Consider the following 12405-nt stretch of genomic DNA (forward strand, 5'->3'; position numbering starts at 1 on the left):
CGGGTTTACAGGGTGTGCTGCGCTTTGAGATTGCGAGAGCATGGCTGATGCGCAATTTTACCGCTTGATCTTGAGGCGGGAAGATACCATTTGTCCGTCTTGTTTCGAGGCATGGGCTTTTCCTCGGTTCGGACAGGTCGCTGTGAACCTACCTTGACCAAATAATCGTCATGCAGTCATTTTAGATTGCAGCGCCGTGCGGTAGATGCATGGCGTTGCCCTGCATTCATCCAGGGATGCATTCGTGCCAGGAGTTGTGCCATGACAGACAAATTGAGCGCGTTGGGCGAGTTCGGCTTTGCCGGTGACGACCGGGTCGTACCCTTCCAGGTCGATGGTCTGGATGTGCGGGGCCGTGCGGTCCAGCTTGGGCCTTTGCTCAACACGATCCTGGATCGGCATGACTATCCCCCGGCTGTTGCCCGCCTGCTGGCCGAGGCGATTGCACTGACGGTGCTGATCGGCACCTCGCTGAAATTCGAGGGCAAGTTCATCGTCCAGACCAAAAGCGATGGTCCTGTGGATTTGCTGGTCTGCGATTTTGCCACGCCGGAAAATGTCCGTGCCTATGCCCGCTTTGACGAAGAGCGGTTGGCGCAGGCACTGGCGGACGGCAAATCGACACCGACCGACCTGCTCGGCGCTGGTATTCTGGCCTTTACCATCGATCAGGGCAATTACATGCAGCCCTATCAGGGCATCGTGCCGCTGGATGGCTCTTCGCTTGAAGACATTGCCGGTTTTTATTTTCGCCAGTCGGAGCAAATCCCGACGCGGGTGCGTCTGGCCGTGGCCGAGCTGTTTGATCGAGACAGTTCCGGCAAGCCGCGCCATAGCTGGCGCGCTGGCGGGCTGATCGCGCAATTCCTGCCAGAAGCCCCTGAGCGCATGCATCAGGGCGACCTGCCGGGCGGCGATGGTGACGACAATGCGTATGACGGTCCCGATGATGACAATTGGGCGGAAGCCCGGATGCTGGTGGAAACCATCGATGGGGACGAGTTGACCGATCCGCAGATCGGCACCGAACGGCTACTGTTCCGGCTTTTCCACGAGCGCGGCGTCCGCGTTTATGAACCGCAGGCCGTTCATGATCGGTGCAGCTGTTCCCGCGACAAGATCAAGGGTGTACTGAAGGGTTTTACCGCCGAGGAAATCGCCGCCAGCGAAGAAGAAGGCGAGATTTCCGTGACCTGCGAATTCTGCTCGACCACGTATAAATACGAGGCCGATGAAGTGACGCCCGCATAATTTGCGGGCGCTCAACGGATCAGGATTGCCCTGAAATCATTGACATTGGTGCCAGTCGGACCGGTTTCAAACAGGTCGCCCAGCGCTTCAAAGGCGCTGTAGCTGTCATGGGCATCCAGCAGGGCCGCGCCATCCATACCCTCTTGTTTTAACCTGACAATGCTGGTGCCATTGGCAAAGGCACCAGCATTATTTTCCGTGCCATCAATGCCGTCGGTGTCGGCGGCAAGCACCTCGATATCGTGGCCAGCAATGCCCAGCGCCATGGCCAGCGCGAAAGCGCTGTTGCGCCCACCGCGTCCTGTGGCCTGCGTTCCTTGGTTTTTGATGGTGACTGTGGTTTCTCCACCGGACAGCAAGACGATTGGCTTGGGAAATGGCCGGTCCTTGGCAGCGATTTCACGGGCCAGCGCGGCATGAACGCTAGCCACATCGCGCGCCTCCCCCTCGATACTGTCGGACAGGATCGCAGCGCGCACGCCAGCCGCTTCAGCGGCAAGCGCAGCTGCCTCCAAGGAGACGCTGGCTGACGCGATGACATGATGCCTGTTTCGCGCAAAGGCTGGATCATGTGGATGAGGCGCATCGGCGGCTGGAGAATTCATGTGATCCAATGCCGTCTGCGGCAGGCGCAAACCATAGGCGCGAACAATCTCTAGCGCCTGATGACGGGTCGAGACATCCGGCACGGTTGGGCCGGAAGCAACATGCGCCGCATTGTCGCCGGGAATATCGGAAACGATCAGGCTGACGACCGGCGCCTTGGTCAAGGCCGCCAACCTCCCACCCTTGATCGTCGACAGGTGTTTGCGCACCACGTTCATCGCACTGATCGGCGCACCGCAGGCCAGCAATTGCCTGTTTAGGTCGATCTCGTCTTCCAGCGTCATCCCGGCGGGTGGGGCGGGCAGCAGTGCCGAACCGCCGCCGCAGATCAGGGCAATCACCAGATCATCAGGGCCAAGCGAGGCAATGGCTTGTTTCAGCCGCTCAGCTGCGGCAAGGCCATTGGCATCAGGCACCGGATGCGCCGCTTCGAGCAGTTCAAGTTTGGCGAGCGGGCAACCATAACCGTATCGGGTGACGACGACGCCTTCCAGCGGGCCGTCCCACAGCGTCTCCAGGGCGGCAGCCATCTGGGCGGCGCCTTTGCCGGCACCGACCACCACAGTGCGGCCTTTCGGCCTTGCAGGCAAATGGGTTCGGATACCGTTCAGCGGATCGGCCGCGGCAACGGCGGCAGCAAACAGTGAGGCCAGAAAGGAACGGGGGGCAAGCGTCAGAGGAGCCATCACCAAACTTATGCAGCCCTCGCCTTGGCAATTGCCTCCTTCAGGGCTTTTTCATCCAGCGCGCCAGGATAGAGTGTCGTTCCGATCACGAAGGATGGCGTGCCGCGAAAATTCAGCGCTTGTGCCTGGAGCCAATTGCGGTCAAGCAGGCGGGAAATCTTGTCGCTGTTCTTGTTGGCGGCAGCCTTGACGGCGGTCATGTTGACACCAACGCTTTCAAGCGCCTGGGAAACGCTATCGGGCGTCAATCCGCCCTTCGTATCCAGCAGGGCATCTTGTGCCGCTTTGTACTGGCCAAGGTCGGGAATAGAAAGAACAGCTTGGGCCGCGACGACCGAGGCCGGACCAAAGACCGGCCAATCCTTCATCACCAGCCGCACATGGCCGTCGTCCTTCACCACTTTGCTGACAATAGGGTGATAGGTTTTGCAGTAGCCGCATTGATAATCGAAGAATTCGGCAATGGTGACATCGCCCTTTGGATTGCCCAGCACGGGAATATCCTTATCGAAGAAAATCTCCTGCGGACCGAGCTCCTTGGCCCTCAGCACACCGGGCGTAGCAAGGCAAGCGGCAGCAGCAACCAGTGTCCGGCGTTTGATCATGATGGAATCCCCATTGTGAGTGCAAACTATCATGGGTGTTGCAAGTCGGAATAAAAATTTTCGTGTCCGGTTAAGGGCGATCGGTCAAGAGTTGAACAACGCACGCAGGTGCGCGGCAATCCAAAACCGGTTTTATAGCGGTGCCACGTCCAGATAGCGTTCCAGGAATTCCGACAGCAGGGTTGTCGGCACCAGCATGACCACGGTGATGGTCGAAACCAGCAGGGTCTGGCCATCCAGGACCGCCGATGTCAGCCGGAACACGCCACCAACCAGGCCAAGCAGGAGCAATAGCCAGAGCAAGATCACCACCTGCCCTAACCCGGGCATCAGGACGGATATGGCGATCAGCAGTGCATTGGCATAGGCAATCGGCAGCGCCAGCCAGTTGGATGTCACCACCAGGGCGTTGAAGCGGTCGTCAATCGAGAAGAAACGGCAGATGAAACCAACCAAAATCAGCGGCAGCATCCAGCTGGCCAGATCGATCATTGTCATGCGCAGGAAAAACAGGGTCCGCATTTGCTGATAGACCGGAATATCCTCCAGCAAGGCCTGATACCAGAACACCCAGGAAAACATCATAGCTGGCAAGGACCAGGCGATGGACCAGAAGGAGCGGCTGACGCCCCGGTCTGACAGGTCGAGATAGCTGAACCCCTGGCGGTCGCCCTTTAGCAACAGCCAGATCCCGGTCAGGTAGATTTCGACCTCTTTAAACCCCGGCATTGGCAAACCAACTGCTGATGAATTCACCGTAAATGCCGGTCAGCGCTTCCAGGTCAGGCACGGCGACCCGCTCATCAACCATATGCATGGTCTGGCCGACCAGGCCGAATTCCACCACAGGGCAGTAATCCTTGATGAAGCGGGCGTCGGACGTGCCACCTGTTGTCGATAGGGCTGGCGTTTTGCCGGTCATCTTTTCGATGGCAGCACTCAAGGAGGAGATCAGCGCGTTGTTGCGGGTCAGGAACACTTGGCTTGGCCGGTCGGCCCAGACCAGCTCATAGGCAATCGGCGAGCGGCCCGGTCGCAGCAGGGGATCGGCGCTGGACGCATCCAGGCGGGCAATGATTTCGGCCCTGAGCGTCTCGGCGGTCCAGGTATCGTTAAAGCGGATATTGAATTTGGCGCTGGCACGGGCCGGAATCACATTGGTGGCGGAATTGCCGACATCAATCGTCGTGACTTCCAGATTGGAAGGCTGGAAATTTTCCGTTCCCGCATCGAAGGCCGGATGCATCAGCGCTTCCGCAAGCTTGATCACGCCCCGTACCGGATTGTCGGCCAGATGCGGATAGGCGGCATGACCCTGGACGCCCTTGACGATGATCTCGCCTGACAGCGAGCCGCGCCGGCCGATCTTGATCATGTCGCCAAGCTGATCGGGATTGGTCGGTTCACCCACCAGGCAGGCATCCCAGCGCTCGCCTTTGGCGGCGGCCCATTCCAGCAATTTGGTGGTGCCGTTGATCGAGGGGCCTTCCTCATCACCGGTTATCAGGAAGGAAATAGACCCCTTCGGCGCGCCTTGGTTCTCGATATGGCGGGCAATGGCTGCGACAAAGCAGGCGATGCCACCTTTCATATCGACCGCACCACGCCCGTAAAGTTCGCCTCCAGCGATCTCGGCGGAAAACGGCGGATAGGTCCAGTCCGCCTCATTGCCTACAGGCACCACATCTGTATGCCCGGCAAACATCAGATGCGGCCCCTCCGTGCCCAGCCGGGCATAGAAGTTCTCGACATCCGGCGTGCCCTCTTCGCGCGCCACCATCCGTTCCACGGTAAAGCCCAACGGCTCCAGCATGGCGGCCAGCGCCGACAGCGCCCCGCCCTCGGCAGGCGTCACGGAGGGGCAGCGGATCAGGGTCTGAAGATTGTCGACGGGATCGGTGGCGGATGAATTGGCAGGATGTTTTGACATATCGATCTTGAGAACGAGGCAATGGAAGAGGGGCAGGAGCCGGCCAAGGATCGCCGTGTTCCTGCCCGGAGAGTCAGCCGAAAATCAGTCGCGCAGCAGCTCGTTGATACCGGTCTTGGAGCGGGTCTGGGCATCGACGCGCTTGACGATCACGGCGCAATAGAGGCTGGGCGCCGGCAAGCCGTTCGGCATGGTGTTGGGCGATGGCATGGAGCCTGCGACAACCACGGAATAAGGCGGCACTTCACCATACATTACCTCGCCGGTGGCGCGGTCGATGATCTTGGTGGACTTGCCGATATAGACGCCCATGCCGAGCACGGCGCCTTCACGAATGATGCAGCCTTCCACGACTTCAGAGCGCGCACCGATGAAGCAATTGTCCTCGATAATGGTCGGCCCGGCCTGCATCGGCTCCAGCACGCCGCCAATGCCGACGCCGCCCGACAGATGCACATGGCGACCGATCTGGGCGCAGGACCCTACCGTCGCCCAGGTATCGACCATGGTTCCCTCGCCGACATAAGCGCCGAGATTGACAAAGGACGGCATCAGGATGGCATTGGGAGCAATGAAGGCCGAGTGACGCACCACCGCATTGGGCACGGCGCGGAAACCGGCGGCGCGGAACTGGTTTTCACCCCATCCTTCGAATTTGGACGGCACCTTGTCCCACCAGGTCGAAGCCCCCGGCCCGCCCTTGACGACCTCCATGTCATTGAGACGGAAGGAGAGCAGCACAGCCTTTTTCAGCCATTGATGCACGGTCCATTGGCCATCCTCTCCACGGGTGGCAACCCGCACCTTGCCCTGGTCGAGCAGGGCAAGCGATTGCTCGACAGCATCGCGCACTTCGCCCTTGGTCGACAGGGTAATGGTGTCGCGATTGTCGAAAGCGGTATCGATGACGGTCTGTAACGAGGAGAGGTCCATAGCGCTCATGAGGATTCCTTAAACTTCATTGGCTAACGTCAAGTCCCGATGCCATCGGTCCTGCGTTGATAAACTGGTGATTTCCTCTAACGCATTGGCTTGCCCTTGGGAACCATTCAGCGTCCTTTCGCGCGCATGTTTTCCAAGGCGGTGCCGCAGCTTTGATCACCACATAGATGCGAGAAGTCCGTCGGCAGAAAGCGGCGCCGCCGTCATAAATCCCACTCGATTGACGGGATCATTCAGCAGTGCGGCAAGAGATGAAAGGTTCGAAGATGGCGAAGATGCGCAATGGAAAACGGCGAAAGACGGATGGCAGCTGGGCGCCGCTGAAGGATAACCAGACGGACCGGCAGAATGCCCGGATCGTGCCGCAGACGCCCCAGACCTTGTCGCCATCCTATCGTCTGGCCTATGCCGATGAAGATTTTCTGTGCCGGGAAGAATTGCGCCCGGTGCGTCTGCAACTGGAATTGCTGAAAACCGAAATGGTGCTTTCCGAACGGGGCATCAAATCCACCGTGGTGATGTTTGGCGGCGCGCGCATTCCGGCACCCGGCCAATCCGCCTGGGCGGCGCGCAACGACATACAGCGGCGCAATCTCGAAGCCGCATCGGTATTTTATGACGAGGCCCGCGCCTTTGCCCGGCAATGCAGCCAATACGCGGCACGGTTTGACTATCAGGAATATGTGATCGTCACCGGCGGTGGGCCAGGTGTGATGGAAGCCGGAAATCGCGGCGCCGCCGACGTCGGTGCGCCATCGATCGGCTTGAACATCGTGCTGCCGCATGAACAGGCGCCCAATGCGTTCGTGACGCCGGACCTGTCCTTCAACTTCCACTATTTTGCCATCCGCAAGATGCATTTCCTGATGCGGGCCAAGGCAATCGTCGTCTTTCCCGGCGGTTTCGGCACGCTGGACGAAATGTTCGAGGCGGTGACGCTGATCCAGACCAAGCGTATGGCGCCAATCCCGCTCATCCTGTTCGGTCGGGAATTCTGGCACAGGATCATTGATTTCGACAGCCTGGCGGAGTTCGGAACCATTGCACCCGACGATGTCAAGCTGTTGAGCTTTGTCGAAACCGCTGACGAGGCCTGGGATATCATCGCCCGGCGGTATGAAATCGAAACGGCTGAAACCGCGTGATCGTATGGGACGACCTATACGGAAAAAAGGAAAAACCTGCCGTGCGGGCACACGGCAGGTTTTCCGGGAATCGCCATCGGAATGAGCGACGGCGATCAAGCGTGGCGCGCTGGTAAAGGAATGGGCCTTTCCTTTGCTCCTCTGACAGCGCCGTGCGGCATATATGGCACGCGACGCTGTAACGCCTTATATCTGCTGCATAATCTTTCCATGCGTTCAGAGAGATGACAGCCGATAGATCTGCGATCCGTTACCGGACCATGTTGATGACGGTGTCGAGCATGTCGGCTGCCGTCTGGAACACCTTGGAGTTAGCGCTATAGGCGCGCTGAGCGGCGATCATGTCCGACAGTTCAGACGCAAGGTCGACGTTTGAACTTTCCAGCGTGCTGGATTCGATGGTGCCGAAGCTGCCTGTGCCAGCAAAGCCGACGACGACGGTACCGGAATCGGCATCCACCTTATAGGCAGTGCCGCCAACCTCCTCAAGGTTGTCAGGGCTGGCAACGGTGGCAAGCGCAATCTTGTAGGTATCTGTTGTGGTTCCGTCGGAAGATACGGTGCTGATAACGCCATCACTGCCGATCGTGTAGTCGGACGAGCTGCTGGCAGCACTGCCGTTTGCGCTACCCTCTATGCTGGTGGAGGTGGCCGTCTGGGTGATATCCGAAAAATCCAGATCAATCGTAAGGCCTGTCTCGGAATCGGTGAAGGACAGGGTGCTCGTGCTGCCGTCTTCCAACTCCCCTGCGCTATCGAAGGTCAATGTTGTCGAGCCTAGTTCACCATTGTCATAGGGGAAGCTGGTTCCGTCATCATCGTCATTAGCCTCATCGTTGCGGTAGATCGAAACTTCCCACTCATCGTCATCGGTCTTGGTAAAATAAATGTCGTATTGGGTGGAGGCACCTTGTTCGTCATACGTGACGATCGAAGACTTCGCCGTGTAGGTAGCATCCGCCGAGTTCGAAGACGGTGTATCCCCAGAAACGACTTCTTTATCGCTTTCCAGGTTCCCGCTGACTTCGCCGGAGGTCGTGGCCGACGCCGTGACCTCGCTGGTGTCGATTTTCACCGGTTCAAGACCGTCGAAACCATTGATGACAGAAGCCGGTTCGCCGTTGTCGTAGGAGTAGCCCAGCAGCGTATAGCCAGATGAGTTCACAAGGTAACCATCCTCGTCAATCTCGAAGTCGCCCTGACGGGTCAGGAAAACATCACCCTCATCATCCTGCACAACGAAATATCCGTCACCGTCGATCGCCAGATCCGTCTCCGACGAGGTCGACTCGAGATCACCCGACTGGGACACTGTTTGGGTGGTCGTCGAAGTCGTTCCGCCATTCACCAAACTGGAAAACGCAGTCTCCGTGCCTTTGTAGCCGGTCGTGCTCGTATTGGAAATATTATCCCCGATGGAGGTGAGTTTATTGGACTGCGCCGTCAGCCCCGATACCGATGAGTTCATTGCAGATGCAAGAGACATATAACGGTCTTTCTGTATAATTGTTGTCGTAGAGAATTGATGTCTATAAAAACTTGTGTGAGGCTTACGGCTTTTCTATTCATTTGATTTTATTTCCATATTTTAAATCCAGCCGCAGATTCACCTGGGTTGAAACGACCTTGGAGAATGCTTGGCCATGCAGCTGCACGCCCTGCGAATCGAGGAAATGAAATGGAGACGGCAAGATGGGCGATGGCTGGCAGCCCTGCCCTCCCTTGGGGACATCTGAAACAGGCGAAACCGCTGGCGTTAACGGGCGCGATAACGGCTTTTCGGTCTCTTCAACGCAGGCCTGACAACTCCAGCAATTTTGATTTTCGAAATATTTGATAGAATTCCTGGCGATGTCCTTGCCGAAAAACTGGTGGCACTACAGAATTTGTTCACGATTTGATCTAGCCTTCATCAACAAACCTGCTAGATTGCGCCTATGAACCAAATGCTTTCCGCCCTCAGCAGACCCGCACTGGCCTATGGTGAAAACCAGTTCAGCTTCGGCGCCGTGGCGCTGATCCTGGCCGTGATCGTGCTCGCTGCTCTCTGGCTGCGGCTCTGTTTAAAACTTCGACAAAAGGAAGATTTCGACCTCGGAGCCGCGATTGCCGCCGAGCGGCAGGCAAGCGAGGATCGACGTCTCGAGGCCTTGATGCAGGCGCAAGCCGAAATGCAGGGCCGGCTTGCCACCATGGCGGACCTGTTCGGCGCCCGGCAATCGGAGTTCAACCGCAGTATCAACGAGCGGCTGGACGGCATGACTCATCGCTTGGGAAACACGATTACCGAACAGACGAAATCCACCCATGACAATCTGCGTATCCTGCAGGAACGGCTGGCGGTTATCGATGCCGCGCAGAACAACATCCAGTCCCTGGCAAAGGATGTGGTCGGGTTGCAGGCCATTCTGTCCAACAAGCAGACGCGCGGCGCCTTCGGTCAGGCACGGATGGAAACCATTATAGCCGATGGCCTGCCGATGGGCGCCTACGCCTTCCAGGACACGCTCTCCAACGGATCAAGGCCCGATTGCACCATCCGGATGCCGAACGGTCAGCCGCCGCTGGTGATCGACGCCAAATTTCCACTCGAAGCCTGGAACGCCATCCGCGACGGGACGACGCCGGAACAGAAAAAACTCGCTGGCCAGCAGTTTCGGCGCGATATGGAGGTGCATCTCAAGGATATTGCCGAGAAATACCTGATGCACGGTGAGACACAGGACACCGCCTTCCTGTTTGTCCCATCCGAATCGATCTTTGCGGAGATCCACGAGAATTTCGAAGGCATTGTCCAGCGCGCCCATAAGCTGCGGGTGGTGATCGTTTCGCCCTCCCTGCTGATGCTGTCGATCCAGGTCATCCAGGCCGTGCTGAAGGATCAGCGGATGCGCGAACAGGCTCACCTGATCCAGGGCGAGGTCATCCATCTGATGGAGGATCTCGGGCGGCTCGACGAACGGACCCGCAAGCTGCAAAGCCATTTCCTGGCCGCCCAGAAAGATGTCGAGATGATCCTGACCTCGACCGACAAGCTCAATCGGCGCAGTGCCAGAATAGAGGCGATGGATTTTGCCAGCGCGCCGGACCCGACGGCAAAGCCAGCACCACAAACAGATGCTAGCGTCGAGAGCCGGACCGGTCTTCTCAAGCTGCGCCTTGTTGACGAAGACTGATCCCTGCCGCAAAACAGAGCCCGAATCAGTCGGACCGGTTTCTTTCAGGCCCGCATCGTTCAAGCAGCATCGTCAGGAGTGCGCCCATGATTACCGTTTTCGGCTCCATCAACATGGATCTCATCGCGACCACCAGCCGTCTGCCCAAGCCAGGTGAGACAGTGGCCGGCAACGGCTTTGCCACGGCAGCCGGCGGCAAGGGCGCCAATCAGGCGCTTGCTGCACGCCGCGCAGGCGCCCAGGTGCGGATGGCCGGTGCGGTCGGCAAGGACGGGTTCGCCGCCCCTGCACTGGCGCTTCTGGAGGAAAGCGGAACGGATCTCGACAGCGTCAAGACCGTAGCGGAGGCAACCGGAACCGCACTCATTCTCGTCGGCGGTGACGGCGAGAACATGATTGCCGTCGTTCCAGGCGCCAATGGCAGCCTGACCAGCGCCGATGCCAGCGCCACCATAAAAACTATGACCCGCAGCGACAGCCTTGTGCTCCAGCTCGAAATTCCAGCCGCAGCCGTCGAAACCGCCCTGCATGAAGCAAAGGCTGCCGGGATCCGCACCATCCTCAACATTGCACCGCTGACGGATGAGGCCGCGCGCCTCGGACGAATGGCCGATATTGTCATTGCCAATGAAACCGAATTCGAGCGGCTGGCTGGTGAGACCAACATGGGGGCTGCGGAACGCGAAGCCGCGCTTGTCCGCCTGCATGGCGAAACCGGCCAAATCGTGATCGTGACGCTGGGCGCCGAAGGCGTCATCGCCATACGCGATGGCAAGATTGAGCGTGCATCCGGCTTGACCATCGAGCCCGTCGATACTGTCGGTGCCGGGGACACCTTCTGCGGTTATCTGGCCGCTGGTCTAGACGCGGGCTTTGCCTTCGAGGAGGCGCTGCACCGCGCTGCCGTCGCCGGGTCCCTGGCCTGCCTGAAAGCTGGTGCGCAACCTGCTATTCCGCTAGCAGAAGCCGTCACGGAAAGACTCTGATGCCGTATCGGCGCCGTGCTTGATTCAGCGCGGCGCCGAAGGCCTGACTGCATAGCTTCAAGGCACGATCAGCGTGCCGGCGCCATGTTCCGTGAAGATTTCTAGCAGCACGGAATGCGCCGTCTTGCCGTTCAGGATGACAACACCATGCACGCCGGCATTGATCGCGTCGATGCAGGTTTCTACTTTGGGGATCATGCCACCGGAAATCGTGCCATCCTTGATCAAGGCGCGGGCCTGGGCGACCGACAATTCCTTGAATAGCTCGCCATTCTTGTCCAGTACACCAGGGACATCGGTCAGAAACAGCAGGCGGTCGGCCCGCAGAGCACCGGCAATGGCACCGGCAAAGGTATCGGCATTGATATTATAGGTATGTCCGTCCCGACCGGGGGCGACGGGGGCGATGACCGGGATCATTTCGGATTTCGCCAGGAGATCGAGCAGCGTGCGATCGACCTCGACCACTTCACCGACAAAGCCAAGGTCCAGAACCCGCTCGATATGCGAATCTGGATCAATCACGGTTTTCTTGGCCTTTTCGGCAAATACCATGTTGCCGTCCTTGCCACAGAGTCCGATCGCCCATTCGCCGGTCTGGTTGATCAGCGCGACGATTTCCTTGTTGATCGATCCGGCCAGCACCATTTCAACGATTTCGACGGTTTTCTGGTCGGTGACGCGCAAGCCACCTTCGAATTTCGATTCGATCCCCATCTTGGTCAGCATTGCGCCGATCTGCGGGCCACCGCCATGCACGACAATCGGATTGACGCCGGACTGTTTCAGCAGCGCGATATCGGCGGCAAAGGCCCGGCCCAATTCTGCGTCGCCCATGGCATGGCCACCATATTTCACGACAATCGTCTTGTTTTCATAGCGCTGCATGAAGGGCAACGCCTGCGCAAGAAGGCGGGCCTGGGTTTGGCTTTCGGAGGCGCTCATTGAGGATCCCTTCGGTTGGTTCGGCGCCTTTTACCTCAAGAATACGGCAGATGGAATAATCCAGACGGCACTGTTGATCGAAATGATATGGGGAAACTGCAATGAACGCAGCTATCCCTGGACCATTACGCGA

11 protein-coding genes are annotated in these 12405 nt (G+C 58.5%); 4 read left to right on the forward strand and 7 right to left on the reverse strand.

The window, feature by feature from the left end; genetic code table 11:
• Positions 1-261: 261 nt before the first annotated feature.
• Positions 262-1251 (forward strand): Hsp33 family molecular chaperone, encoded by a 990-nt coding sequence (locus IEI95_RS24240; protein WP_041696131.1) that lies wholly within the window; start codon positions 262-264, stop codon positions 1249-1251.
• Between the two features lie 11 nt (positions 1252-1262).
• Here the strand turns inward: IEI95_RS24240 and IEI95_RS24245 are convergent, their stop codons facing one another.
• From IEI95_RS24245 to dapD, 5 genes are all read right to left on the reverse strand, one after another.
• Positions 1263-2543 (reverse strand): glycerate kinase type-2 family protein, encoded by a 1281-nt coding sequence (locus IEI95_RS24245; RefSeq protein WP_420360075.1) that lies wholly within the window; start codon positions 2541-2543, stop codon positions 1263-1265.
• A gap of 8 nt (positions 2544-2551) precedes the next feature.
• A complete protein-coding gene (locus tag IEI95_RS24250) occupies positions 2552-3151 on the reverse strand; it encodes a DsbA family protein (protein ID WP_420360079.1) in 600 nt (199 codons plus the stop codon).
• A 129-nt stretch (positions 3152-3280) separates the two neighbouring features.
• Positions 3281-3877: a hypothetical protein gene (locus IEI95_RS24255; RefSeq protein ID WP_087727128.1), complete on the reverse strand. Its 597-nt coding sequence runs from the start codon at positions 3875-3877 to the stop codon at positions 3281-3283.
• On the reverse strand, positions 3864-5078 hold the full coding sequence (gene dapE / locus IEI95_RS24260; RefSeq protein WP_156531343.1) for a succinyl-diaminopimelate desuccinylase: 1215 nt from the start codon (positions 5076-5078) through the stop codon (positions 3864-3866). The genes IEI95_RS24255 and dapE overlap by 14 nt, the downstream gene beginning before the upstream one ends.
• Before the next feature lie 84 nt (positions 5079-5162).
• Complete coding sequence (gene dapD, locus IEI95_RS24265; protein WP_015914758.1) at positions 5163-6020, reverse strand: 2,3,4,5-tetrahydropyridine-2,6-dicarboxylate N-succinyltransferase; 858 nt, start codon at positions 6018-6020, stop codon at positions 5163-5165.
• A gap of 266 nt (positions 6021-6286) precedes the next feature.
• Here dapD and IEI95_RS24270 point away from each other — a divergent pair, with 266 nt between their 5' ends.
• Entirely contained in the window at positions 6287-7165 is an 879-nt protein-coding gene (locus IEI95_RS24270) for an LOG family protein (RefSeq protein ID WP_156531342.1), read from the forward strand.
• Between the two features lie 250 nt (positions 7166-7415).
• Here the strand turns inward: IEI95_RS24270 and IEI95_RS24275 are convergent, their stop codons facing one another.
• On the reverse strand, positions 7416-8651 hold the full coding sequence (locus IEI95_RS24275) for a flagellar hook protein FlgE (protein ID WP_071202597.1): 1236 nt from the start codon (positions 8649-8651) through the stop codon (positions 7416-7418).
• Between the two features lie 460 nt (positions 8652-9111).
• On the opposite strand from IEI95_RS24275, the gene IEI95_RS24280 reads away from it, so the two are divergent.
• Both IEI95_RS24280 and IEI95_RS24285 read left to right on the forward strand, forming a co-directional pair.
• On the forward strand, positions 9112-10341 hold the full coding sequence (locus IEI95_RS24280) for a DNA recombination protein RmuC (protein ID WP_418884137.1): 1230 nt from the start codon (positions 9112-9114) through the stop codon (positions 10339-10341).
• A gap of 86 nt (positions 10342-10427) precedes the next feature.
• Positions 10428-11327: a ribokinase gene (locus IEI95_RS24285; RefSeq protein ID WP_156531340.1), complete on the forward strand. Its 900-nt coding sequence runs from the start codon at positions 10428-10430 to the stop codon at positions 11325-11327.
• A gap of 57 nt (positions 11328-11384) precedes the next feature.
• Here the strand turns inward: IEI95_RS24285 and argB are convergent, their stop codons facing one another.
• Positions 11385-12272, reverse strand: coding sequence for an acetylglutamate kinase (gene argB / locus IEI95_RS24290; protein ID WP_015914753.1), 888 nt, complete (start codon positions 12270-12272; stop codon positions 11385-11387).
• Positions 12273-12405 lie beyond the last annotated feature (133 nt).

Source organism: Agrobacterium vitis (genome assembly GCF_014926405.1).
In the GTDB taxonomy this organism is placed as follows: domain Bacteria; phylum Pseudomonadota; class Alphaproteobacteria; order Rhizobiales; family Rhizobiaceae; genus Allorhizobium; species Allorhizobium vitis_H.